The following is a 25,411-nucleotide window of genomic DNA, read 5'->3' on the forward strand; positions in this document are numbered from 1 at the left end:
CACGATGCTCACCGCCCATAGCCTTCTTGCCTGGACCGTGATGTCGATCGGTCTGGTGTTGCTGCCGGGACCGGACACCATGTTGGTGGCCGGCCATGCGGCGCGCCGCGGGTTGAAGGCGGGGATGGCGGCGATCGGCGGCATCCAGCTCGGCGGCCTGTTCTACATGCTGCTGTGCGGCTTCGGCTTCCTCAGCGTGCTGAACGCGGTGCCGGGGCTGTTCATGGCGGTGAAGATCGCCGGCGCGCTCTACCTCGCCTGGATGGGTCTTGGCCTGCTGCGCGGCGCGATCAAGCCGGTGGAGGCGACGGCGGAAAAGCTGCGGATCGGCGGATCGCCCTTCATGCAGGGTTTCGTCAGCACCGTGCTGAACCCGAAGGTCGCGATCTTCTTCCTGGCCGCGCTGCCGCAGTTCGTCGGCACCGGCCCGGCCGCGCCTTTTCAGGGCATGGCGCTGATCGCGATCGTCTATGCGCTGGGCTTCGTCTGGTGCGCCCTGCTCGCGCTGCTGGCCACGAAGGCTGGTCGCTCGGTCGGGCAGAGCAGCGCGATGCGCTGGTTCGAAGGCGCCATGGGCGTCGGTTTCTTTGGTCTCGCGGGCCGTCTGGCCCTTGCTCGGAACGTGTGATTTATGGCTAGCCTCAAGGAACTGAAGATCCGGATCGGGTCGGTGAAATCGACCCAGAAGATCACCAAGGCGAAGCAGATGGTCGCCGCCGCCAAGCTGCGCAAGGCGCAGGCCGCGGCCGAGGCCGCACGCCCCTATAGCAGCCGCCTCGAAGCGGTCGTCGCCAGCCTCGCGTCGAAGATCGCGGGCGGCACGGGCGAAGGGGCTTCCCCGTTGCTCGCCGGCACCGGCAAGGACGAAGTCCATCTGCTGGTCGTCGCCAATAGCGACCGTGGCCTGGCCGGCGCGTTCAACGCCAATATCGTGAAGGCCGCGCTCGCGAAGGCACGCGCACTGGAGCTGGACGGCAAGAAGGTGCAATTCTACCTGATCGGCCGCAAGGGTCGTCCGGTCATCAATCGCGCCTATCCCGGCAAGATCGTTGCCCAGTTCGACACCACCGGCGCCAAGCAGCCGGGCTACGACCAGGCGCAGGCAATCGGGCAGGAACTCAGCAAGATGTTCCTCGATGGCAAGTTCGACATCGCGCACCTCTTCTATTCGCGCTTCAAGTCGGCACTGGCGCAGATTCCTACCGAACAGCAGATCATCCCGGTCAAGATCCCGGCCGACGCCGACCGCAACGCCATCCCCGCCACGGTGGAATATGAGCCGAGCGAGGAAGCGATCCTGGACGACCTGTTGCCGCGCAACATCTCGATCCAGCTCTTCAAGGCGCTGCTGGAAAACAACGCATCCGAACAGGGCGCGTCGATGACCGCGATGGACAATGCCACGCGCAACGCCGGCGACCTGATCAACAAGCTGACGATCCAGTATAACCGCAGCCGCCAGGCCGCGATCACCACCGAACTCGTCGAAATCATCTCGGGCGCTGAAGCCCTCTAAGACCCCGCACGCAAGGAAGCAGTCATGGCAACCACCAACAATGTAGGCCGCATCTCGCAGGTCATCGGCGCCGTCGTCGACGTGACCTTCCCCGATGCGCTCCCCGCGATTCTCTCGGCGCTGGAAACCAGCAACAACGGCCAGCGCCTGGTGCTGGAAGTCGCCCAGCATCTGGGTGAAAACACCGTTCGCACCATCGCGATGGATTCGACCGAAGGCCTGACCCGCGGCCAGGAAGTGACCGACACCGGCGCGCAGATCAGCGTTCCCGTCGGCCCCGCGACGCTCGGCCGCATCCTCAACGTCGTCGGCGAGCCGATCGACGAGCGCGGCCCGGTCGCCACCGACATGCGTTCGCCGATCCATGCCAAGGCCCCCGAGTTCGTCGACCAGTCGACCGAAAGCGCGATCCTGGTCACCGGCATCAAGGTCATCGACCTGCTCGCTCCTTACGCCAAGGGCGGCAAGATCGGCCTGTTCGGCGGCGCGGGCGTCGGCAAGACGGTTCTCATTCAGGAACTGATCAACAATATCGCCAAGGGCCATGGCGGCACCTCGGTCTTCGCAGGCGTCGGCGAGCGTACCCGCGAGGGTAACGATCTCTACCACGAATTCCTCGACGCCGGCGTCATCGCCAAGGACGGCGACGGCAATGCGATCAGCGAAGGCTCCAAGGTTGCGCTGGTTTATGGCCAGATGAACGAGCCCCCGGGCGCCCGCGCGCGCGTCGCCCTGTCGGGCCTGACCATCGCCGAATATTTCCGCGACGTGGAAAATCAGGACGTGCTGTTCTTCGTCGACAACATCTTCCGCTTCACCCAGGCGGGCGCGGAAGTGTCCGCTCTGCTCGGCCGTATTCCGTCGGCGGTGGGCTATCAGCCGACCCTGTCGACCGACATGGGCCAGTTGCAGGAGCGCATCACCTCCACCAACAAGGGGTCGATCACCTCGGTGCAGGCCGTGTATGTTCCCGCGGACGATCTCACCGATCCGGCGCCAGCGACTTCGTTCGCGCACTTGGATGCGACGACCGTTCTCAACCGCGCCATTTCGGAGTTGGGCATCTACCCGGCGGTCGATCCGCTCGACTCCACCAGCCGCGTGCTGGAACCGCGCACCGTGGGCCAGGAACATTATGACACCGCGCGTGCGGTCCAGTCGATCCTGCAGAAGTATAAATCGTTGCAGGACATCATCGCGATCCTGGGCATGGACGAGCTGTCGGAAGAGGACAAGCTGACCGTCGCCCGCGCGCGTAAGATCCAGAAGTTCCTGTCGCAGCCGTTCCACGTCGCCGAAGTCTTCACCGGCATCAGCGGCAAGTTCGTCCAGATCGAAGACACGGTGAAGTCGTTCAAGGCCGTGGTCGATGGCGAGTATGACCATCTGCCCGAAAACGCCTTCTACATGGTCGGCGGCATCGACGAAGCGGTCGAAAAAGCCAAGAAGCTGGCGGCCGAAGCGGCGTAAGCCAGATAAATATTGCCCCTCCCTTCCAAGGGAGGGGTTGGGGGTGGGTCGCGAGCGAAGCGAGCATCAATCCATCCCGACGGATTGTAGGCGATTGCTGCGCAATCTCACCCACCCCCGGCCCTCTTAGGAGGGTCACGCGCCCCTCCTAAGACTTAAACGGGAGGGTGGAGAGTTACAGATGGCACTGCATTTCGAACTCGTAACCCCGGAAAAGCTGGTCCGCTCGGCCGAAGTCTGGCAGGTCGTGGTGCCCGGCACCGATGGCGACTTCGGCGTGCTGGAGGGTCATGCGCCCTTCATGTCGACCGTGCGCGACGGCAGCATCCAGATCTTCGCGACGGCCGGCGCCGCGCCGGAAATCATCCCGGTCGAAGGCGGCTTTGCCGAAGTGAATGAAAAGGGCCTGACGGTACTGGCCGAAAAGGCCGGCTGACCCCCTTCCCGCGGACAAGCAGGATATATCGAGAGCGGCGTCGCATGGCGCCGCTCTTTTTGTTGGACCATCAACGCATCGCCCGGAAGGTCGCACCGCCTCCGGCAATCGAGCCAATGCCATAATGGCGGTTCCTCGCAACGCAGGTGCGCACGACGCAATCACTTGTTTACCATATTATCCTAGGTCGCGCAGTACAGGGCGGCGTCGAGAGAATATCGGATGACAAAGCGTTCCACTATTCTGAATGGCGATCCCCGCTTCTGGCCGGCAAAGCGCCGTTAGGATGTCCGATCCCTTTCTTGGCGATCTGGTCGCGCTCCTCGTCGCTATTGCAGGCGGCCTGATCTGGATGATGTTGCCGGGCGCAGGCCTTTTGCATCTTTTTGATGTGGGCGCTGATCGCTGGGGACGTGGCTGGCAAAGGCTGGGCTGGGCCTTGCTGCTGGCCTTCACCATCCTGCCAGCGGTTGATGCACTCGTCGCGCGGGCGGGCGGCCTGAATGCAGTGGCGGGTTGTCATGCCGTGCTTGCGTTACTCGCGTTGCGACGCGCGACATGGTTGAAGCCCCGTGCTGAAGGCTGGCGAATAGCGGCGCCGCTGCTTTTGATATGGCTGTTCATCGTCATTTTCGCCTTCGTCGACATGAAGGTCGGCGGAACGCTGAACAAGTCGATGCTCGAATATGACCTGGTCAAACATGCCGCAATAACCAGCGCCATCGCTCATCAGAACCTGCCTTTCACGGACCCTTTCTTCGCTCGCCCCGCAGCCGTGGGCTATTATTATTATTTCTATCTCTGGCCCGCCGCGATCCAGCATTTCGGCCCGTCCTTCTTGGATGGCCGCATGGCTTTCGGCGCAGCGACCTTTTGGGCCGGCCTTGCCTTTCCCGCGCTGCTGTGGCGCATCGGGGCCGATAGCGGACTGATCCGCCAAGGCCATATGCGCCGCTTCACAGCCCTCATCCTGCTCTTCTGCTTCCTGTCGGGCGCGGACCTGATCGCGATGGGCTTCCGCTTCCTCTGGACCGGCACCGTCACCGGCCAAAGCGACTGGTGGAACTGCGAAATCGGCTTTGCCGTCCATTCGATGCTGTGGGTGCCGCATCATATGACAGCCGTCATCGCGGCGTGGACGGCGATGCTGCTTCTGGTGCGGGCTGGCGAGCGGGACGCCACGGCGCGATGGCCGCTGGCTGTCGCCGCCGGGCTTGGCATAGCGACATGCTTCGGGTCGTCCGTGTGGATCATGCTGACCATTGCGCCGGTCCTGATGATATGGGGCGCGATCAGCCTGTTCCGGCGGGACATGACCCTGCTCCTGGCGGGAATCGTCGCGTTGCTGGGCGCCTCGATCCAGATTGCCGACCTCCTGGCATTTCGCGACGATGGCGCATTGCCCATCGCCTTCGCCATTCGCCCCTTCGCCCTCTTCTTTCCTGACGGAGGAGACGGAGCGCTGTTCAACCTGGCGCTGCTTCCGCTGAACTATGCCGCGGAGTTCGGCGTCTTCGCCTGGGGCGCGATCATGTGGTGGAAACGGGATTTGCGCTGGCCGCGACATCCGGTTCAGATATTGCTCCTCGCCAGCGCCCTGTTTTCCCTACTGATCAGCAGCTTCCTCAAATCGACCATCATCAGCAATGATCTGGGCTGGCGTGCGATCTGGTTCGCGCAATGCGCCGCCATCATCTGGACGGCGGTCTGGCTGCATGATCGCCCCCACTGGTTCCGCGAACGCGCCCTCAGCTTCAAGCTGCTGCTGATCCTGGGCCTGGCGGCCGTGATCTGGGATATTGTCGGGCTGCGGCTCATCCGTGCGCCCTATGCGCCCGTCGCGGGCTTCGGCACCATCTTCACGGCGCGCGCCAGCGATGAAAGCGAACGCGGCATCTATCGATGGGCCGCCATCCACCTGCCCGCGCATGACGTCATCCAGCATAATCCCGTGCTGAAGCGGCGCGCGTTCAATTTCGGCCTTTATGGCGTGCAACGTACGGGCGTTGCCGATGTGGAAGCCAATCTGTTCGGCGCCTCGCCAAGAGCGGTGGAACAGCGCATCGCCCTGATCCGCCCGATCTTCGACACGCCATTGCCGCCAGCCAGCGTCCGCATTCGCGCGCAAGCCGCCGGCATCGATCATCTGCTGTTCGCTTCGGACGATCCCGTCTGGGGCAAGGCCGGCGGTCCTCCGCCCGGCCTGCGCTGCAACGTCCGCGAACCGCTTGCCTGCCTCGTTTCGGTGAAGGAAATCCAGCCATGAACGCCCTGTTCCGTCGCCTGGCCGGCCTGGCCCTGATCTATCTGCTGGTGCTGGCGGGCGGGTTCCTCCTCTATCTGGCGCTGATCGCGTCGCCGCTGCTGGGGGCGATCCCGCTGCTCTTCTATCGCGGTGTGCTGATCGCCTTCATCGGCGCGCTTCTGCTGGGGCTGTTGCTGGCGATCGCGGGGCGCCGCGCTCCCGCCCTCGATCTGTCGACCGGGGTCGGGGCGGTCGCATTGTCGCTAGCGTTCAACATCAGCTTCCTGATCGTCTTCCCGGTCACGTTCGACCGATCGATCACCATGTTCCTGCTGGCCCGGATCGAGCGGCAGGACGGCCAATTGACGCCGCCCATGCTGGAGAATGTGTTCATACGAGAATATCTGGGCGATCTGCGGCAGATCGATCGGCGGGTCAGCGAACAGACGTTGTCGGGCAACATCGTCCAGCGTGACGATGGCCGCATCGCATTGACGCCGCAAGGGCGCCGGCTGCTGTCGAGCGCCCGGCAGATCGGCGGCTGGTTCGGAGCCGATCCGCGCTTCGTGACGGCGCCGGAACCTGCGCCGCCGCGCCATTAGGCATTTATCAAAGTTTCCAGCCTATTCACCTTCATCATCCCACGGACCGGTCCTTACCTTTGGACCGGGCCAGTCGCGAAAATAGTGGCGGAGAAATATGAGCGCCTTTGGACGGAAAAATGGACCCGCCGGCATCAAGCCCGGCTTTGGCGTTGCCCGCCCGATGCAGGGCGGCAGCCCGAAGGAAGAAGCGCCGCGTGGCGGCGATCAGTTCCCGCCGCTCGATATCGCGTCGCTGCCGGGCGAAGTCGCCTTCGACCCGTTGGCGGCGCCGACCAGCCAGATGCAGCGCAATTCGGACGCCATGGCGCGATTGTCGGACCGCGCCAATGCCGAACATGTGCCCGACGCCGGACCACAGGGGTTCGAGGCCAGCGTCCACAAGATCAAGGAACAGGTGCTTCCCCGCCTGCTCGAGCGTGTCGATCCCGAGGCCGCCGCGACGCTGACCAAGGATGAGCTGGCGGAGGAATTCCGCCCGATCATCATGGAAGTGCTGGCGGAACTGAAGCTGACCCTCAACCGCCGCGAACAGTTCGCGCTGGAAAAGGTGCTGGTCGACGAATTGCTGGGCCTTGGCCCGCTCGAAGAATTGCTGAACGACCCGGACATCACCGACATCATGGTGAACGGGCCGGAACAGACCTATATCGAAAAGAAGGGCAAGCTGGTCATCGCCCCGATCAAGTTTCGCGACGAGGAGCATCTGTTCCAGATCGCGCAGCGGATCGTGAACAAGGTCGGTCGCCGCGTCGACCAGACCACGCCACTGGCCGACGCCCGCCTGCCCGATGGCAGCCGCGTCAACGTGATCGTGCCGCCACTCAGCCTGAAGGGCACGGCGATCTCGATTCGTAAATTCTCCGCCAAGCCGATCACCATCGACATGCTCGCCCAATGGGGCGCAATGAGTCCGAAGATGGCGACGGCGCTGAAGATCGCCGGCGCCTGCCGTTTCAACGTGGTCATTTCGGGCGGCACGGGTTCGGGCAAGACGACGATGCTCAATGCCCTGTCGAAGATGATCGATCCGGGCGAGCGCGTGCTGACGATCGAGGATGCGGCCGAACTGCGCCTGCAGCAGCCGCACTGGCTGCCGCTGGAAACCCGTCCCCCGAACCTGGAGGGGCATGGCGCGATCACGATCGGCGACCTGGTCAAGAACGCCCTGCGTATGCGGCCTGACCGCATCATCCTGGGCGAAATTCGTGGCGCGGAATGTTTCGACCTGCTCGCCGCGATGAACACCGGCCATGACGGCTCCATGTGTACGCTCCACGCCAACTCGCCGCGCGAGTGCCTGGGCCGTATGGAAAACATGATCCTGATGGGCGACATCAAGATTCCCAAGGAAGCGATTTCCAAGCAGATCGCCGATTCGGTCGATCTGATCATCCAGGTGAAGCGCCTGCGCGACGGGTCGCGCCGCATCACCAACGTGACCGAAGTGATCGGCATGGAAGGCGACGTCATCGTCACCCAGGAACTGTTCAAGTTCGAATATCATGATGAAGACGACAGCGGAAAGATCATCGGCGAATATCGCTCGATGGGCCTGCGTCCCTACACGCTCGACAAGGCGCGCATGTTCGGCTTCGACCAGCCGTTCCTGGAAGCCTGCCTGTAACCGCCGGTTCGTAACTTATTGTGGCTGGCGGGGGATTTCTCTCCCGCCGCCCCTTGCGCGCCCTGTGCTAGACGGCCACACCTCGCTCTCCCTGAAAGAGAGAGGATCCCAGATGAACCGTCTCGCCCTGATCGCCGCTGCCATCGCCATCCTGCCCGCCGGCGTCGCCGTCGCCCAACATGCCGGCCACAATCAGGCCGCCGACCCGATCGCCGCCGCCATCGCCGCGCCCAGCCGCACGCCCAAGAATGTCGCGCGCGATCCCTATCGCCACCCGGCCGAGACGCTCGCCTTCTTCGGTGTGACACCGAGCCAGACAGTTGTGGAATATAGCCCGAGCGGCGGCTGGTACACCGAAGTCCTGGCTCCGCTGTTGCGCGACCATGGCACCTTCTACGCCCTGCAACCCACAGGTCGCTATCTGGACGGCTACAGGACGTTCCTGGCGGCCAATCCGGCCGTCTATGACAAGGTGAAGGTTGCCGCCTATCCCGAGGAAGCCGCCGACATCCCGGCCGGCAGCGTCGACACGGTACTCACATTCCGCAACGTCCATAATATGGTCATGGCCGGGAACGAGGCCGCGACCTTCAAGGCGTTTTTCGATATGCTCAAGCCCGGCGGCACGCTGGGCGTGGTCGATCATCGCCTGCCCGAAGATCGCGACAGCGCACTGGAAACGAGCAGCGGCTATCTGAAGGTTTCGACCATTCGCCGCATCGCGCAGGCGGCGGGCTTCGACTATGTCGGCGCGTCGGAGGTGAACGCCAACCCCAAGGATACGGCCGACTGGCCCAAGGGCGTGTGGACTCTGCCCCCCTCGCTCAGCCAGAAGGACGTCGACAGGGACAAATATCTGGCGATCGGCGAAAGCGACCGGATGACACTGAAATTCCGCAAGCCGGCCAAGTAGGACAATATCGACCCCGCCCGGTTGCGTCGCGGCGCAACCGGGCTAAGGCGGCAGCGTGACCGCAACCGCCCGTCCCCATCGTCCGCTCTTCGCCATCGGGCTGCGCCTGGTCGCCGTCCTGTGCCTGTCGGTCATGTTCGTGACCGTGCGGGTAGCGAGCGAACATGGCGTCCATGTCATCGAATCGCTCTTTTACCGGCAGGCTCTGGCGCTGCCGATGATCCTCATCTGGGTCGCGCTGGCGGGCGGCCTGCGCACCGTGCGCACCCGGCGGATCGGCGTTCACGCCAGCCGCATGATGATGGGGCTGACGGGAATGCTGCTCAATTTCCTGTCCTACATCCTGCTGCCCCCCGCGGAAGCCGCGACGATCGGTTTCACCATGCCTATTTTCGGCACGATATTGTCGGCGCTGATCCTGCGGGAGGCGACCGGCATTCACCGCTGGAGCGCGGTGCTGGTCGGTTTTATCGGCGTGCTGGTGATCGTTCGGCCGGACGCGGGCCATTTCCCGATCCAGGGGGTCGCGGTCGCCATTGCCGCCGCGCTGGTGACCGCCAGCGTCAGCCTGGTGCTGCGGGAACTGGGCCGGACCGAAGCGGCGGGCGTGGTCGTCTTCTGGTTCACCGTCCTGTCGATGATCCCGCTGGGCATCGCCATGCCCTTCGTCGCGCAGGCGCATGATGCGCTGACATGGGGATTGCTGCTGGTGATCGGCCTGTTCGGCGGAATCGCGCAATTGTGCCTGACCGCCGCGCTGCGCTGGGCGCCGGTGTCGGTGGTATTGCCGATGGATTATAGCACGATCATCTGGACCACCCTGCTAGGCGTCGCGATCGGCGAAAACTGGCCGATGGCGACGACCTGGGCCGGCGCGGCGCTGATCGTTGGCAGCGGCCTCTATATCGCCTGGCGCGAACATGTCCGCGCCAGGCGTCCGGTCATCCGTTCAGCAGTTCCGCCTCAAGGCTGATATCGGCTTTCAGCAGCTTGGAGATCGGGCAATTCGCCTTGGCCTTGCCCGCCAGTTCCTGGAAGGTCGCGTCGTCGGTGCCGGGGATCGTCGCCTTCAGCGTCAGCTTGCTCGCGGTCACCGCGAAACCGTCGTCCAGCTTCTCCAGCGTCACGACCGCGGTCGTGTCCATCTTCTCCGCCGTCAACCCCGCTTCGCCCAGGATCAGCGACAACGCCATGGTGAAGCAGGAAGCGTGGGCGGCGGCGATCAGCTCTTCCGGATTGCTGCCCGGCTGCCCTTCGAACCGGGTGGCGAAACCATAGGGATAGGCGTCCAGCGCGCCGCTCTGGGTAGAGATGGCGCCCTTCCCGTCCTTGAGGCCACCGCTCCAGACTGCCGAACCGCTGCGATTGATCTTCATGGCCTATGCTCCTTGTGATGAGCCGGAGGAACCCCGGCGGTCCCCCATGGTTGCATCATCATAGCTGCATTTCTCACAGGAGCGTGACATGACTGACCTGACGATGGAAAATCACGGCGAACTCATCGCCTCCGACCGGGTCGAAGGCACCGCCGTCTACAACCGCCAGGGCGAACGCCTGGGCAAGATATCCAACTTCATGGTGGACAAGCGCAGCGGCCAGGTGCGCTACGCCGTGCTGTCCTTCGGCGGCTTTCTGGGCATGGGGCACGACCATTATCCCCTGCCCTGGTCGATGCTGACCTACGACACCGGGCAACAGGGCTATGTGGTCGATCTCGACAAGCAGTTGCTGGACAATGCGCCGCGCTACGGCGCGGACAAGCGGCCGGATTATGACGATGGCTATGGCCGCAACGTCTACCAATATTATGGCCTGATCTACCCCTGGTAAGGCGTCCGAAGGCGTGACCGATCGGCCGGGCCGGCATCATGCCGGCCCGGCCGCATTGCTGTTGACGATCCCGCTGTGATGGCGTCTTTCCGGCTGCCTAGATTTCACCACATTTCGCCGCTTGCCCATTGTCTACCATATGAATAGAATTATTGTCGGAGCCTCGACAGCAAGGATGAGGATCAGACCATGGAGCGATTCGGTTTTTCGGGTGACACGCGCCAGCCGGTCGTGCTGACCATCCCCGGCCTCAACAATAGCGGGCCGGGCCACTGGCAGACAATCTGGGAAGAAACGCGCGGCGATTGCGAGCGGGTGGACCTGGGCAGCTGGGCCAGCCCCAACCGCAATGCCTGGGTGACGCGGCTCGACGCCGCCATCCGCGAAGCGAACGGGCCGGTCATATTGGCGGCGCACAGCCTGGGCTGCCTGGCCGTCGCCTGGTGGGGCGCTTTGCAAAGCCAGGCCTATGGCTGGCCGGTGACCGGCGCGCTGCTGGTCGCGCCGCCCGATTGCGACCGGATGGAAACGCCCGAGACGATCGGCGGATTCGGCCCCACGCCCCGCGCGCAACTCCCCTTCCCCTCGATTCTGGTGGGTAGCCGCGACGATCCCTATATCTTCTTCGAACGCGCCCATAGCGTCGGCAAAAATTGGGGCAGTCAATTTGTCGATGCGGGCCATGCCGGTCATATCAACGCAGATTCGGGTCTCGGCGACTGGCAGTTTGGGCAATCCCTGCTCGAACGGCTGATCGACAATGCGCAGGAACAGGCGTCCGCCATGCGCCAGATGCGCCCTGCGCTGCCCATGGCCCAGCAGGAGCGCAAGGCCCAGCGCCCGACCCTGCACCCATAAGGCTCACCCCCGAGGGGCGCGACAAGACAAACTTGCGCGCCCCTTATATTTGCTTTTTTGTCTATCTTTGTAGTTGAGATATTAGACGAGCCAGAGGTGTCCATGAGCGAACATAAACCGATCGAACTCCGTCACGCCCGTATCGACGGCGCCCGCACAGACTTGCGGCCCGATATCGCCGCGAGCGTCGACAAGGTGCGCAACGTGCTGGAAGCGCTGCGTTTCGGATCGATCACGCTGACCGTCCACGACGCGCGCGTGGTCCAGATCGACGTGACGGAAAAGACGCGCCTGACCAACTGAACGATCAGGCGGGGGCGCCATATATTTCGGGCTGCAACGAGCGGCCCAGGCGGCAGGGGATGGGCCGCCGTTCCGATCTTCATCCCCAATATCGGCGTTGACCGGATCACCGGAAGTGCCGCGATCACAAGACAACCAGATTGGCACCGGACAGCCGGATAAAGGGGAATATCATGATTGCGCGTTTCCTGTTGCTCGCGAGCGTCGCGGGCGCTTCCATCATCACGCCCAACGCCTTTGCGGAGGATGCGGTTCAGCCGCCTGCGGACGGCGCCGAACAGGTCGCCGGACAAACCAACGTGCGCGGCGACGTGATCGTCGTTACCGCCCGCCGTCGCCAGGAAACCGCGCAGGAAGTGCCATTGGCGATTTCCGTGGTCCGCGGCGACAGCATCGAGGCAACCGGCAACTTCAACATCGTGAAGCTCCAGCAACTCGCGCCGACGTTGCAGGTCTACACCACCAACCCGCGCAACACCTCGGTCAATATCCGTGGCCTGGGCGTGCCGTTCGGCCTGACCAGCGATGGCTTCGAACAAGGCGTCGGCATCTATGTCGACGACGTCTACAACTCGCGCGTCGCCGCCGCGACCTTCGACTTTCTCGACGTGGCGCAGGTGGAAGTGCTGCGCGGACCGCAAGGTACGCTTTACGGCAAGAACACCACGGCCGGCGCGATCAACATCACGACCAACCAGCCGACCTTCGATTTCGAGGGCCGCGCCGAACTGACCGTCGGCAATCTCAACTACAAGCAGGCCAAGGCCGCCGTGTCCGGCCCGCTGTCCGAGACCATCGCCGCCCGCATCGCGGTCGCCGCCACCACGCGCCGGGGCACGCTCTACAATGTGACCAGCCAGCGCTGGATCAACGAGCAGGATAATCTGGGCATTCGCGGCCAGTTGCTGTTCAAGCCCAATGACGATTTCAGCGTCACCCTGTCCGGCGATTACAGCAAGCAGGATCCCGAATGCTGCGGCACGACCTTCGTGCGCGTCGGCAAGACCCAGCGTCCGCTCAATCGCCAATATGACGCGCTGGCCGCTGCGCAGGGCTATGTCGTGCCCAGCCGCAACCCCTATGACCGTCTGACCGACCTCGATTCCAACCTGAACGCCGGTAACAAGATCGGCGGCGTGTCGGCCAAGATCAAATGGGATGTCGGCCCCGGCACCCTGACCTCCGTCACCGCCTGGCGCTTCTGGGACTGGAAGCCGGAAAATGACCGCGACTTCACCGGTCTGTCGATCGTGTCCAAATCGCAGAACCCGTCGCAGCAGGACCAGTATAGCCAGGAATTCCGCTACAACTACGAAAGCAAGGATGTTGACTTCGTCGTCGGCCTGTTCGGCTTCAAGCAGCGGATCGACACCCAGGGCACCGAACAGCAGGGCGACGATGCGGCCCAGTGGAGCCTTGCGCCCTCCACCGATCCGACCAACCCCGCCAATATCCCGGCGACGCTGTCCGGCCTGACCGCCAGTAATACGCAATATCTGAAGGCGGACAGCGCGGCCCTGTTCGGCCAGCTTAGCTGGAAGGTGACCGACGCGCTGACCATCCAGCCGGGCGTGCGGCTCAACTATGACAAGAAGTCCGGCTTCTATCAGCGCGTCGTCACCAACGCGCAGGGCCAGGCCATCAGTTGCACCACGGTCGCGGAACCCGGCACCATCAAGGGCACGACCCAGCAGTGCGGCGTCTACCAGCCGCAGGTCAGTGCCCCGTCCGACAGCGCCTGGAACTTCACCTACGATTTCAACGTCAATTACAAGGTCGCCCGCGACGTGCTGGCCTATGCGACCTATGCCAAGAGCTTCAAGACGCTGGGCATCAACCAGAACGGCCTGCCGCTCAATGCCGACAATAGCGTCAATTATGACGCCAGCACGGTGAAGCCGGAATCGGTCAATCATTATGAAATCGGCCTCAAGACCCAGTTCTGGGACCGCCGGGCCACCTTCAACCTCACCGCCTTCCGCACGGAGATCAAGAATTTCCAGGCGACCGTGAATGGCGGCCAGTTCGGCACCGTGCGCGGTTACCTCGCCAACGCGGAAAAGGTGCGGTCGCAAGGGATCGAGGCGGACTTCAAGGTCGTCGCCAGCGACCGTTTCACCGCCTATGCCAATGGCGCCTATACCGACGCCCAATATAAGAAGTTCACCAACGCGCCCTGCCCGCCCGAACTGTCGGGCGGCACGTTGCAGCCTTCGGGACAGCCTGCGGATTATTCGCAGCCGGGCGTCCCCGGCGCGCTCAGCCCTCGCCAGTGCGACATTTCCGGCCAGGATCTGCCCGGCGTGTCGAAATGGGCTTTCTCCTACGGCGCGGAATATAATATTCCGGTTACGCTACTGGCGAAGGAGGGCCAGGCCTATCTGGGCGTCGACGGCAATTACCGCTCGCACTGGAACTCCAACGCCTCGCCGTCCATCTATACCGAGGTGAAGGGCTATGCGCTGACCAACTTCCGCGCCGGCTTCCGCGGCGAAGGGTTCGACATTTTCGGTTGGGTCCGCAACGCGTTCGACGTGAACTATATCGAAAACCTCCAGGTCGCGCCGGGCAACACCGGCCTGATCGCCGGTCAGGTCGGCGATCCCCAGACCTGGGGCGGCACGATCAAAGTCTCCTTCTGACCACTCACCCCTGCGGAGGCGGCTTGCCGTATCCGCAACCTGCGAAGAATGGGGAGCGGCATATCCATGCCGCTCCCCATCCATTTGCGCGCCGCGCCGCGCTGCGGTAGAGCGCGTCCATGTCCACGACCTTCACGCTCGACACCGCGACCAGCCGCGCCAACCCCACGCCCGCGCCGATGAAGCGCCTGACCGTGCCCGCCATCCAGCGGCGCAAGTTCGAGGGGAAGACGCAGGAACCGCTGGTCATGCTGACCGCCTATACCGCGCGCCAGGCCCAGTTGCTCGACCCGCATTGCGACATGCTGCTGGTCGGCGATTCGCTGGGCCAGGTGATTTACGGCCTGCCCTCCACCCTCGCCGTCACGCTCGACATGATGATCGCCCATGGCGCGGCGGTCGTGCGCGGCAGCTATCACAGCGTCGTGCTGGTCGACATGCCGTTCGGCAGCTATGAATCCTCGCCCCAACAGGCCTTCGCCAGCGCCAGCCGGATAATGGCGGAAACCGGCTGCGCCGCCGTCAAGCTGGAGGGCGGCGAGGCGATGGCGGACACGATTTCCTTCCTCAGCCAGCGCGGCATCCCGGTGATGGCGCATATCGGCCTGACGCCGCAGGCCGTGAACGCACTGGGCGGCTATGGCGCGCGCGGCAAGAGCCAGCAGGAACATGCCAAGATCATGGCCGACGCCCGCGCCGTGGCGCAGGCCGGCACCTTCGCCATGGTGCTGGAAGGGGTGATGGAGGAACTGGCCGTCGCCATCACCGACAGCGTCGACGTGCCGGTGATCGGCATCGGCGCATCGGCCCATTGCGACGGGCAGGTGCTGGTGACCGAAGACATGCTGGGCATGTTCGATCGCGTCCCGCGCTTCGTGAAACGTTACGAGAATATCGCGGAAACCATCGACGGCGCGGCTGCCCGCTACGCCGCCGAAGTGCGGACACGCGGCTTTCCTACCGACGATCAGGTGTATCGCCCTAAAATCTAATTGGCCAAAATTTGATTTGCCTGTGGCATAAGCGTCGCTATTGATCGCGCCTTCTGCCCATAGTTTCTGATCCATTTCTCGGAGAATCCCGTGGCCCTGACGCCGCAAAATAGCCAAGCCTTCATGCGCGAGGTGGACGAAGCCGTCCGACAGGACCAGCTTCTGGGTTTCTGGCAGCGCTATGGGCGCTGGATTCTGGTCGCCGTCATACTGGGCCTGGCCGCCTTTGGCGGCTGGCTCTACTGGCAGCATTATAGCAAGATACAGTCGGAAGCGGTGTCGGAGCAGATGGACACGGTGCTGACGGCGGCGGCCGGCGGCGGCACGCCCGACGCCAAGCAGCTCGATGCACTGACGAAGGCCGACCAGCCGGGCTACCGCGCGTCCGCCCTGCTGGCGCAGGCCGGCGTCGCGTCGCGCAAGGGCGACGCCAAGGCTGCGACCGCCCTCTACGCCGCCATGGCCGCCGATACCAAGCTGGACCAGCCCTATCGCGACCTGGCGCTGATCCGCCAGACCGCGCTGGAGTTCGATACGCTCAAGCCCCAGCAGGTGGTCGACCGGCTGAAGCCGCTGGCCGTCGAGGGCGCGCCCTGGTTCGGCAGCGCCGGTGAACTGGTGGCGATCGCCTATATGAAGATGGGCAAGACCGACCTGGCCGGCCCGATCTTCGCCGCGATGGCCAAGGACGCCAATGTGCCGCAGTCGATCCGTTCACGCGCGCGACAGATGGCAGGATTAATGGGTATCGACGCGGTCGAGATTCCGGCCGAGCCGAGCGAAGGATGACCGAGCGGATGGGAATGACGAGCATGAAAGCATTCGCGCCGATGGGCCGCATGGTAACGATGGCGGCGATGGTCGCCCTGCTCGCGGGCTGCGGCATCGTCGGCGGCAAGAAGGGCGGCCCCAAGACGCCGGTCGTCGGCAACCGCACGTCGATCCTGAGCAACGAACAGGGTGTCGAGGTCGAACCCAGCCTGGCCGATGTGCAGGTCACCCTGCCCGCCCCTTATGTCAACGATAGCTGGTCGCAGCCGGGCGGCGACCCGTCCAAGGCGATGGGCCATGTCTCGCTGGGCGGTTCGCCCTCGCAGGTCTGGACCGCTTCGATCGAGGGCAGCTCGCCCCAGGCGCGGCTGGCCGCCTCCCCCGTCGTGGCGGGCGGCAAGCTGTTCGTGACCGACGCAGGCGCGCATGTCATCGCCTTCGACGCCGCCAGCGGCGCAAAATTGTGGCAGACCAACCTGCCCTCCGAAGGCAAGGGCAATGGCCGCGTGCTGTTCGGCGGCGGCGTCAGCGTCCTGGGCGACCGGGTATTCGCCAGCACCGGCTTCGGCGACGTCTTCGCGCTGAATGTCGCCGATGGCGCGATCGTCTGGAAGAAGCATCTGTCCGGCCCGCTGCGCGGCGCGCCGACGCTGGAAAATGGTCATGTCTATGTGATGGGCCAGGACAATCAGGTGTTCGCGCTCAACCAGTCGGACGGCGAAACCCAGTGGACCGATAGCGGCACCTTGCAGGTTACCGGCATTTTCGGCGTCGCGGCCCCCGCCGCCGCGCAGGGAACCGTGATCGCCGGCTATAGTTCGGGCGAAATCAATGCCTATCGCTATGAAAATGGGCGCACGCTGTGGGGCGACGCCCTCTCGCGGACCAGCATCTCGACCGCCGTGGCCTCGCTGACCGACATCGATGCCGATCCGGTGATCGACCGTGGCCGCGTCTTTGCGATCGGCCAGGGCGGCCGCATGGCCTCTTATGAACTGACCAGCGGCCAGCGCCTGTGGGAAATCAATATTGCGGGCATCTCGACCCCGGCCGTGGTCGGCGAATGGGTGTTCGCGGTGACCAGCGACGCCCGGCTGCTCTGCGTCGCGCGCGCCACCGGCAAAATCCGCTGGGTCAGCCAGCTCCGCCGCTGGCAGAAGGAAAAGAAGAAGGACAAGGCAATCCGCTGGACCGGCCCGGTTCTGGCCGGCGGCCGCCTGATCGTCGTGTCGACACGCGGCGAGATGGTCTATGTCGATCCCGCCACCGGATCGGTGCAATCGACGGTCGATGTGGGGCGCTCCATGTCGCTGTCGCCGATCGTCGCCAACAACATACTCTATCTGCTGGCGGATGACGGGAAGTTGACGGCGTACCGTTAAGCCGGGAAAATATGCTAAGCGTGCTCCCGCGCAGGCGGGGGTCCAGTTCCTCCGTCTGGACTGGCCCCCGCCTGCGCGGGAGTATCGCGTTTATCGATTATTGAATTTTGGAAGGAACGGGCCTCCATGTTGCCCACAGTAGCCATTGTCGGGCGTCCCAATGTGGGCAAGTCCACACTCTTCAACCGTCTGGTCGGCAAGAAGCTGGCGCTGGTCGATGACCAGCCCGGCGTGACACGCGACCGGCGCGAGGGCGAGGCGCATCTGCTGGGCCTCGACTTCACGATCGTCGATACCGCCGGTTATGAGGATGAGGACGCCAATACCCTGCCCGGCCGGATGCGGATGCAGACCGAAGCGGCGGTGGAAAATTGCGACGTCGCCCTGTTCATGATCGACGCGCGCGCTGGCATCACCCCGCTGGACGAGGAAATCGCCCGCTGGCTGCGCGCCAACGACGCGCCTGTCATATTGGTCGCGAACAAGGCCGAGGGCAAGGCGGCGGATGACGGCGTCATGGAATCGTTCAGCCTTGGCCTGGGTGAGCCTGTCCCTTTTTCCGCCGAACATGGCCAGGGCCTGGCTGACCTGTTCCAGGCGCTGCTCCCCCACCTGGAGCGGGAGGGCGACGAGCCGCACGAAAAGGAATTTTACGAGGATGACGAGAGCGCCCCGCTCAAGCTCGCCATCGTCGGCCGCCCCAATGCGGGCAAATCCACGCTCATCAACCGACTACTGGGCGAAAACCGCCTGCTGACCGGGCCGGAAGCGGGCATCACCCGCGACAGCATCGCCGTCGACTGGATGTGGACCAGCCGCGACGGGCTGGAACGCCCCGTCCGCCTGATCGACACGGCGGGGATGCGCAAGCGGGCCAAGGTGCAGGAAAAGCTGGAAAAGCTGGCCGTTTCCGACGGCATCAACGCGGTGAACTTCGCCGAAGTCGTCGTGCTGATGATCGATTCCACCCGCGGGCTGGAGGCGCAGGATCTGCGCATCGCCGACCGGGTGCTGGAGGAAGGCCGCGCCCTCGTCGTCGCACTCAACAAATGGGATACGGTCGAACATGGTTCGGCGCTTTATCAGGGTATCAAGAAGGCGCTGGACGAAGGCCTGGCGCAGGTGCGCGGCGTGCCGATCATGACCATTTCCGGGGCTACCGGAAAGGGTCTGGACGACCTGATCCACGTCGCCTTCGAAACGCGCACCGCCTGGTCGCAGCGCGTATCAACCGGCGTCCTCAACCGCTGGTTCGAAACCGCGCTGGAGGCCAACCCGCCGCCCGCGCCGGGCGGCAAGCGGATCAAGCTGCGCTATATCACCCAGAACAAGACCCGCCCGCCGACCTTCGTGCTGTTCGGCACCCGGCTGGACGACCTGCCCGAAAGCTATCGCCGCTATCTGGTGAACGGCATCCGCCGGGAACTGGGTTTCGGCGCGGTGCCGGTGCGCTTGACGCTGCGCAGCCAGAAGAACCCCTACGCGACCAAATAGAGCGATGGCGGCCGATCCCGTTCCCGTGAACGCCAGGGGCATGAAATGTCCCTGGCCTGCATTACGCGCCGCGCGGGCGATGCGGGACGCCGGTGCGATCGTGATCGAAGCGGACGACCCGATCGCCGCGAGCGAGCTGGAAGCGCTTGCCCAGGCGCAGGGCTGGATCTTCGCGGCGCTGGGCGAGCATCGGTTCACCCTATCCCGGACCGAGTGATTATCCTCCACAATGGGTGGCTTTCCGCCACGCTTTAACCTGCTGTTTACGCGCCGCGTCTATTTTGGCTTCGCTAGAATGAAGGAGCGGCGTGGGTGTCCTATCAAGATACCGAACTGGTCAGTTGGAGCGAATTTACGCGGACCCGCAGCGAGCTGGGCACCGCTTTTCTTCGTATCCTGGGCTATTTCCGGGAAGATGGCGCCAAATCCATCGGCGCCATCGAAGAGGCGTTCCGCGCCCGCAACGCCGCCGCGCTGGTCACGCCCGCCCATACGCTCAAGGGCGAATTGGCGCAGTTCGGCGCCTATCGCCTGAGCGCCATGGCCGAAGAGATCGAGATGGTCGCCCGCCGCTGCGTGGAAACGCATGAAGGCCCGGACGAGTTGATCGAGGTCGTCGTCGCGCTACGTCCCTGCTTTACCGAGACGATGGCGCTGCTCGATCGAGACGCCAACCCGCTGGTTGCCCGCCGGCCCGCCACCTTCGGCCGCCGCGCCGAAGCCCCCGCACAGGGATTTGGCCGGGCGGTCTGAGTTGGAGCCTGGCGCCGCATTTTCGAGCCGTTGACCGCAAACGGTCGCCTCGGCCATATTATAAGTCTTGAAGTAAAACCGACCATGCCCCCATATGGCGGACATGACCCGTTTTTCCCTGCTCGACCTCGTCCCCGTTCGTGAAGGCGACACCGTCGCCACGGCGCTCGCCCACGCCGCGGATCTTGCCGCCCATGCCGAAAGCCTTGGCTATCACCGGCTTTGGGTCGCCGAACATCATGGCATGGCGGGCATCGCATCCGCCGCGACGGCGGTCGTGCTGGCGCATATCGGCCAGGCGACATCGACCATCCGCATCGGCGCGGGTGGCATCATGCTGCCCAATCACGCCCCGCTGGTGATCGCGGAGCAGTTCGGCACGCTCGATGCGCTCTTTCCCGGCCGCATCGATCTGGGCCTGGGCCGCGCGCCCGGTTCTGACCAGCGGGTGGCCCAGGCGATCCGCCGAAACCTGTCGGGCGGAGCAGACCAGTTCCCGCGCGACATAATGGAGCTACAGGCCTATTTCGGCGAGGACGAGCGGCTCAGCATCCAGGCGACGCCGGGCGCGGGCGCAGATGTGTCGATCTGGATACTCGGCTCCAGCCTTTATGGCGCGCAACTCGCCGCCATGCTCGGCCTGCCCTATGCCTTCGCGTCCCATTTCGCTCCCGCCGCGCTGGACGAAGCGATCGCCATTTATCGCCGCGACTTCCGCCCGTCGGCCCATCTCAAATATCCCTATGTGATGGCGGGTTATAATGTCTTCGCTGCGGACACGGCGGAGGAAGCGCATTTGCTTGCCAGCTCGATGCAGCAGTCCTTCGTGCGGCTGCGCACCGGCCAGCCGGGTAAGCTGCAACCCCCGGTGCCGGGCTATTATGCCGATCTGCCCGGTCAGGCGCAGGCGATGCTGTCCGATGTGCTGAGCGTCTCCAGCATCGGCACGCAGGCGGATGTGGAACGCGACATCGCCGCCTTCCTGCGCCGGACACAGGTCGATGAGTTGATCCTGACGGGCCAGATTTTCGACCCGGCCGCGCGCAAGCACAGCTTCGCCATCGCCATGGCGGCGGCTCAGACGGTCACGACCCGGGAAACCGCCTGAGGCTCCGGCCGCTTCAACCGCCCACCGCTGAGCAGCGCCGCCGTGCCGGGCGCGACACGGCGCAATCCCGCGCCGATCGCCACTGTCGCGCCCAGCACCATGACAGGCTGCAGGATCAGGTAGAAGGGATAGAAGGGCGTGCCCATCTTCCCGAAAAGCCCGCCCAGCACCGGCCCCAGCAGCCAGATCAGGATCAGGTGGGCGCAGAAGAGGAAGAACATATAAGGCTCGATCCGCAGCAGCATGGGCCGCGCCGGGCTGTCCGCCAGCGCCCAGGCCAGCCGCCAGAAAGCCACCGCCGCCGCCACCCGCAGCGTCAGGTCGAGCGCCCGCTGCGCCACTGGCCAGGCGTCGTCGCCGACGGTCACGGCACGATAGAGTTGCACCGCCATGAGCAAGGCGAATGGCACCGCCATCAGCAGCATCGGCCTGCTCGCTACGCGCTCGGCCCAGCCACCGCGCTGCGCCAATATGCCCAGCGTGAAGAAGACGAGGATCGACGCCCGCATCAGCACCGGTGGGCCGAAGCCGGCGATGTGGCACCCCGCCGCCACCGCCGCGACCAGCCCCAGCGACCAGTTCGGCATCCGCACCAGCAAGGGCGCAGCGACCATGCACAGGAACAGGTCGCGCAGAAACGGCATTTGCACGTTGATGTCCGGGTTGCGGGTCAGGATGAATATCTCATCGATCGCCCACCATCCCGATTGCGGCATCGGCGCCGACAGGCCCAGCCGCCAGGCGGCGCCCGACACCAGAATGATGGCGATGATGTTCCAAAGCACCATGGGCAGCAGGATGGTGCGCGCCTTGCGCCGCACATGCCTGCCCCAATCGCGCGTCGTCTGCGATCGGGCGACCAGCCAGCCGGAGATCAGGCCCAGCAGCGGCACCGCGCTGCGGCCGAACAATTCCATCAGCAGCCAGCGCAGATTATCCTGGCCGCTGCCACGCAGCGCCTTGAGCGCCTCGCCATTCAGGCCGGTCCAGGCATGAACATAGACCACACCCAATATACAGATGACGCGGGCGATCGCGATCGCGGCGGAGCGACGTGCTCCATCTGTTCGGCCATCTCTCTTGGGAATATCGGACACGCGGCCATCCTGATTGTTGCCTAAACCCAATGCCCGAAGTTGATCCATGTTCCTGTGCCGCGCTGCAACTGGTCCAGATCGGACCCCGGCTCAACGTCTCTTAACCTTGAAGCTTCACCCTGAAGCGGGGCTTTGCCAGCCATGAAGCGGTGGAAGCTAAGCCAATCTTTACCTCTTTTGCCTAGAAGCATCCTGTTAACCGGAAGCCGTTCCGGTCCGAGGGACGACAAAGGCTCATGACCCATATGCCGGGCGCACAACATTTTTCATCCCCCGCGACGCCCGTGCATCTCGCTTCGGTCCAGTCCATGGGAATGGTGTTCCAGATCGCCGGGTCCAGTTCCAAGGTGCTGATCGACGCGCAGCGCCTGGCGCTGCTGGAGCAGGATGAAGACCCCTGCACCGCCATGGCAGGCCAGGTCGGCAGCCAGGTGAAGATGCGCGTCGGCAATAGCTGGCTGGTCGCCAGCGTCCGTGCGATGACATTGGACCAGGCGAGCAAGGGCATCGTCGCCGACATCGATTTCCTGGGCGAAGGCGATGAGGAAAAACTGACCGGCCGCATCTACCGCTTCCGCCGCGGCGTCACCCGCTATCCGACCCCCGGCACCGACATCTTCCCGGTGTCGAGCCACGACATGCAGCAAATCTACGCCGCGGACGACCGGGCGAATGTGGAGATCGGCACCGTCTACCCCACCACGGACACGCGCGCGGCCCTCTATGTCGATTCGATGCTGGGCAAGCATTTCGCGCTGCTGGGGTCCACCGGTACGGGTAAGTCGACCAGCGCCGCCCTGATCCTGCACCGCATCTGCGACCTGTCGCCGCAGGGGCATATCGTGATGATCGATCCGCACGGCGAATATGGCGCAGCCTTCGCCAGCAACGGCGCGGTGTTCGACGTCAGCAACCTGGCCCTGCCCTATTGGCTGATGAATTTCGAGGAGCATTGCGAAGTGTTCGTCACGTCGTCCGGCTCCGAACGTACGGTCGACAGCGACATTCTCGCCAAATGCCTGCTGGCCGCGCGGATGAAGAACCGGCTGGCGGAAAGCATCGGCCGCCTGACGGTGGATTCGCCGATCCCCTATCTGTTGTCCGACCTCACCACCATCCTCCAGAATGAGATGGGCAAGCTCGACAAGGGCACCAATTCGCTGCCCTATATGCGTCTCAAGACCAAGATCGAGGAGATCAAGGCCGACCCGCGCTACAGCTTCATGTTCTCCGGCATGTTGGTCGCCGACACGATGCAGGCGTTCCTCGCCAAGATTTTCCGCCTGCCGTCCGACGGCAAGCCGATCTCGATCATCGACGTGTCCGCCATGCCGTCCGACATCACCTCGACCGTCGTGTCGGTGCTGTCGCGGCTGGTGTTCGACTATGCCATCTGGGCGCGCGACGAGCCGCAGCGGCCCATCCTGCTGGTGTGTGAGGAAGCGCATCGCTATATCCCCAACACGACAACCGGGTCGGGACAGGCGGTGCGCAAGATATTGGAGCGGATCGCCAAGGAAGGCCGCAAATACGGCATTTCGCTGGGCCTCATCACCCAGCGTCCGTCCGACCTTGCCGAAGGCGTGCTGTCGCAATGCGGCACGATCATTTCGATGCGCCTCAACAACGATCGCGACCAGGCCTTCGTCAAGGCCGCCATGCCCGAAGGCGCGCGCGGTTTCCTCGATTCGATTCCCGCCCTGCGCAACCGGGAGGCGATCATCTGCGGCGAGGGCGTCGCGGTGCCGATCCGCGTCGCGCTCGACAATCTGGAAGAGCATCGCCGCCCCGCATCGGGCGACCCCAGCTTCACCGAATTGTGGCGTCAGGCCGGCAGCGAGTCCGACATATTGGAACGCACCATCACCCGCTGGCGCAACCAGGGGCGCTAACGCCCGCCGTCAACCCGCCGGCGCGATCCGGCCGGCCGGTTCGGCATCGCTGTTCACCGTCTCACGGCATTGTTCCTCATGCACCGGCACCAGCAGGCGCGTCGTGCGCCACGCGCCGCGCGCATAGACCGCCCATGCCAGCAGCAGCGCCACCGCCGATCCTGCCGGGAAACTCAGCCAAAGCGCGTCCGCGCCCCAGTGCGGATAGCCTAGCTCGTAAAACCCAAGACGCACGCCGAACAGGGTGAAGCACAGGATGACCAAAGGCGCGACCACCACGCCATTGGCGCGCATCACGCCAAACAGGATCATGGTGCAGCCGAACATCATGAAGCTCCAGCTCGCCAGCAACTGCATGTTCCACGCCGCGTCGATCGCCGCCTGGTTGCTGCCCAAAAATAGCGACAGCAATAGTTCGTGGAAAAGCAGGATGATGACGATCATCGCGCCAGTGATCGCCAGCAGATAACCGATGCCATAGCCGGTAATGCGGCTGATCCGGTCCCAGCGCCCTGCCCCGATATTCTGCGCCGCCATGGCGCTGACCGCCGCGCCCATGGCCATGGCGGGCATCTGGAGATAGGTCCAGATCTGCTGTGCGGCGCCATAGGCCGCCGTCACCAGCAGGCCTTCGCGATTGACCAGCCCGATCATCACCAGGCCCGACGCGGACATGACGATCATCTGCAACCCCATGGGCAGCCCCTTGCCCACCAGCACGCGCATCTGGTCGGCGGCGGGCCAGAGATAGGCCAGTTCCTTGCCCCGCAGCCGCAGCGGCAAATCCTTGGCATAGGTGAAGGCGACCAGCCCGATCAGGCTGACGAAGCCCGCCGCCGCCGTCGCCGCCGCCGACCCGGCGATGCCGAAGGCCGGGATCGGCCCCAGCCCCAGGATCAGCACCGGATTGAGGATCAGGTCGACCGCGACGCTGACGATCATGAAGATGAGCGGCGTGCGTGCATCCCCCGCGCCGCGCAGCCCCATCATCATCATGACGCTGAGCAGGGTCGCGGGCATGGCGATGAAGATGACGCGCAGATAGACCAGCGCGAGGTCGAACGCCTCCGCCGGCGTCGCCAGCAGGCGCAGCAGTGCCGGCGCGCCGATCCAGCCCGCCAGAGCGACGCCCAGCCCCAGCATCGAACAGAAGCCGACCGCAGACCCGAAGGCGCGCCGGGCCGCGTCCAGATCGCGGGCGCCGACAGCCTGCGCGATCATCACGGTCGATGCCATGCCGAAGCCGAACACCACCGAGAACATCAGGAACATGATGATATTGGCGTTGGCCGTCGCCGCCAGCGCCTGCGCGCCCAGGAAGCGCCCGACCCAGATCGCATTGATCGATCCGTTCAGGGACTGGAGAATATTCGACGCCAGCGTGGGAATGGCGAACATCAGCAGGGTCGATGCGATCGGCCCCTGCGTCAGGTCTTTTGCGCCCGGTCTGCTCGCTGCCACTCGCCTGTCCCCATTCAAA

24 protein-coding genes are annotated in these 25,411 nt (G+C 64.3%); 21 read left to right on the forward strand and 3 right to left on the reverse strand.

The window, feature by feature from the left end; all coding sequences use genetic code 11:
* Window positions 1-4: 4 nt before the first annotated feature.
* From ABT375_RS07520 to ABT375_RS07560, 9 genes are all read left to right on the forward strand, one after another.
* On the forward strand, window positions 5-628 hold the full coding sequence (locus ABT375_RS07520; RefSeq protein ID WP_224547726.1) for a LysE family translocator: 624 nt from the start codon (window positions 5-7) through the stop codon (window positions 626-628).
* Window positions 629-631: 3 nt separating this feature from the next.
* Window positions 632-1,516 (forward strand): F0F1 ATP synthase subunit gamma, encoded by an 885-nt coding sequence (locus ABT375_RS07525; RefSeq protein WP_416464637.1) that lies wholly within the window; start codon window positions 632-634, stop codon window positions 1,514-1,516.
* A gap of 24 nt (window positions 1,517-1,540) precedes the next feature.
* Window positions 1,541-2,986 carry a F0F1 ATP synthase subunit beta gene (gene atpD / locus ABT375_RS07530; protein WP_416464638.1) on the forward strand — a complete coding sequence of 482 codons (1,446 nt, stop codon included), beginning with the start codon at window positions 1,541-1,543 and terminating at the stop codon, window positions 2,984-2,986.
* 181 nt (window positions 2,987-3,167) lie between these two features.
* A complete protein-coding gene (locus tag ABT375_RS07535; protein WP_224547729.1) occupies window positions 3,168-3,422 on the forward strand; it encodes an ATP synthase F1 subunit epsilon in 255 nt (84 codons plus the stop codon).
* 286 nt (window positions 3,423-3,708) lie between these two features.
* Window positions 3,709-5,688 carry a hypothetical protein gene (locus ABT375_RS07540; RefSeq protein WP_416464639.1) on the forward strand — a complete coding sequence of 660 codons (1,980 nt, stop codon included), beginning with the start codon at window positions 3,709-3,711 and terminating at the stop codon, window positions 5,686-5,688.
* Window positions 5,685-6,269, forward strand: coding sequence for a hypothetical protein (locus ABT375_RS07545; protein WP_261936470.1), 585 nt, complete (start codon window positions 5,685-5,687; stop codon window positions 6,267-6,269). The genes ABT375_RS07540 and ABT375_RS07545 overlap by 4 nt, the downstream gene beginning before the upstream one ends.
* Before the next feature lie 97 nt (window positions 6,270-6,366).
* Window positions 6,367-7,896, forward strand: coding sequence for a CpaF family protein (locus ABT375_RS07550; RefSeq protein WP_224547733.1), 1,530 nt, complete (start codon window positions 6,367-6,369; stop codon window positions 7,894-7,896).
* A 112-nt stretch (window positions 7,897-8,008) separates the two neighbouring features.
* Window positions 8,009-8,809 carry a class I SAM-dependent methyltransferase gene (locus ABT375_RS07555; RefSeq protein WP_416464640.1) on the forward strand — a complete coding sequence of 267 codons (801 nt, stop codon included), beginning with the start codon at window positions 8,009-8,011 and terminating at the stop codon, window positions 8,807-8,809.
* A gap of 94 nt (window positions 8,810-8,903) precedes the next feature.
* Window positions 8,904-9,782 (forward strand): DMT family transporter, encoded by an 879-nt coding sequence (locus tag ABT375_RS07560; protein WP_261936699.1) that lies wholly within the window; start codon window positions 8,904-8,906, stop codon window positions 9,780-9,782.
* On the opposite strand, the gene ABT375_RS07565 is transcribed toward ABT375_RS07560, so the two are convergent.
* Window positions 9,751-10,185 (reverse strand): OsmC family protein, encoded by a 435-nt coding sequence (locus tag ABT375_RS07565; protein WP_224547739.1) that lies wholly within the window; start codon window positions 10,183-10,185, stop codon window positions 9,751-9,753. The genes ABT375_RS07560 and ABT375_RS07565 overlap by 32 nt on opposite strands.
* Before the next feature lie 88 nt (window positions 10,186-10,273).
* Here ABT375_RS07565 and ABT375_RS07570 point away from each other — a divergent pair, with 88 nt between their 5' ends.
* From ABT375_RS07570 to ABT375_RS07620, 11 genes are all read left to right on the forward strand, one after another.
* Entirely contained in the window at window positions 10,274-10,639 is a 366-nt protein-coding gene (locus ABT375_RS07570; protein ID WP_224547741.1) for a PRC-barrel domain-containing protein, read from the forward strand.
* A gap of 189 nt (window positions 10,640-10,828) precedes the next feature.
* Window positions 10,829-11,497, forward strand: coding sequence for an RBBP9/YdeN family alpha/beta hydrolase (locus ABT375_RS07575; protein ID WP_224547742.1), 669 nt, complete (start codon window positions 10,829-10,831; stop codon window positions 11,495-11,497).
* Between the two features lie 102 nt (window positions 11,498-11,599).
* The gene (locus ABT375_RS07580; protein WP_224547743.1) at window positions 11,600-11,800 is read left to right on the forward strand and encodes a YezD family protein; all 201 of its coding nucleotides are present in this window, start codon (window positions 11,600-11,602) and stop codon (window positions 11,798-11,800) included.
* Window positions 11,801-11,973: 173 nt separating this feature from the next.
* Entirely contained in the window at window positions 11,974-14,442 is a 2,469-nt protein-coding gene (locus ABT375_RS07585) for a TonB-dependent receptor (RefSeq protein ID WP_416464641.1), read from the forward strand.
* 119 nt (window positions 14,443-14,561) lie between these two features.
* On the forward strand, window positions 14,562-15,434 hold the full coding sequence (gene panB, locus ABT375_RS07590; RefSeq protein ID WP_416464642.1) for a 3-methyl-2-oxobutanoate hydroxymethyltransferase: 873 nt from the start codon (window positions 14,562-14,564) through the stop codon (window positions 15,432-15,434).
* 90 nt (window positions 15,435-15,524) lie between these two features.
* The gene (locus ABT375_RS07595; RefSeq protein ID WP_224547746.1) at window positions 15,525-16,223 is read left to right on the forward strand and encodes a tetratricopeptide repeat protein; all 699 of its coding nucleotides are present in this window, start codon (window positions 15,525-15,527) and stop codon (window positions 16,221-16,223) included.
* Window positions 16,220-17,587, forward strand: a complete 1,368-nt coding sequence (locus ABT375_RS07600) for a PQQ-binding-like beta-propeller repeat protein (RefSeq protein WP_390902404.1) — start codon at window positions 16,220-16,222, stop codon at window positions 17,585-17,587. The genes ABT375_RS07595 and ABT375_RS07600 overlap by 4 nt, the downstream gene beginning before the upstream one ends.
* Window positions 17,588-17,713: 126 nt before the next feature.
* Entirely contained in the window at window positions 17,714-19,081 is a 1,368-nt protein-coding gene (gene der / locus ABT375_RS07605; RefSeq protein ID WP_224547747.1) for a ribosome biogenesis GTPase Der, read from the forward strand.
* Between the two features lie 4 nt (window positions 19,082-19,085).
* On the forward strand, window positions 19,086-19,298 hold the full coding sequence (locus ABT375_RS07610) for a sulfurtransferase TusA family protein (protein WP_416464643.1): 213 nt from the start codon (window positions 19,086-19,088) through the stop codon (window positions 19,296-19,298).
* Between the two features lie 95 nt (window positions 19,299-19,393).
* Window positions 19,394-19,834 (forward strand): Hpt domain-containing protein, encoded by a 441-nt coding sequence (locus ABT375_RS07615; RefSeq protein WP_416464644.1) that lies wholly within the window; start codon window positions 19,394-19,396, stop codon window positions 19,832-19,834.
* 103 nt (window positions 19,835-19,937) lie between these two features.
* Window positions 19,938-20,942, forward strand: coding sequence for an LLM class flavin-dependent oxidoreductase (locus tag ABT375_RS07620; protein WP_416464645.1), 1,005 nt, complete (start codon window positions 19,938-19,940; stop codon window positions 20,940-20,942).
* Here the strand turns inward: ABT375_RS07620 and ABT375_RS07625 are convergent.
* Complete coding sequence (locus ABT375_RS07625; protein WP_416464646.1) at window positions 20,912-22,039, reverse strand: acyltransferase family protein; 1,128 nt, start codon at window positions 22,037-22,039, stop codon at window positions 20,912-20,914. The two genes, ABT375_RS07620 and ABT375_RS07625, sit on opposite strands and share 31 nt — an antisense overlap.
* A gap of 236 nt (window positions 22,040-22,275) precedes the next feature.
* On the opposite strand from ABT375_RS07625, the gene ABT375_RS07630 reads away from it, so the two are divergent.
* A complete protein-coding gene (locus ABT375_RS07630) occupies window positions 22,276-23,931 on the forward strand; it encodes an ATP-binding protein (RefSeq protein ID WP_224547754.1) in 1,656 nt (551 codons plus the stop codon).
* Window positions 23,932-23,940: 9 nt separating this feature from the next.
* Here the strand turns inward: ABT375_RS07630 and ABT375_RS07635 are convergent, their stop codons facing one another.
* Window positions 23,941-25,392 (reverse strand): MATE family efflux transporter, encoded by a 1,452-nt coding sequence (locus tag ABT375_RS07635; protein ID WP_224547755.1) that lies wholly within the window; start codon window positions 25,390-25,392, stop codon window positions 23,941-23,943.
* Between the last annotated feature and the right edge of the window lie 19 nt (window positions 25,393-25,411).

Origin of the sequence: Sphingomonas sp. VDB2 (assembly GCF_047946695.1) — a bacterium.
GTDB classification, from domain to species: Bacteria; Pseudomonadota; Alphaproteobacteria; order Sphingomonadales; family Sphingomonadaceae; genus Sphingobium; species Sphingobium bisphenolicum.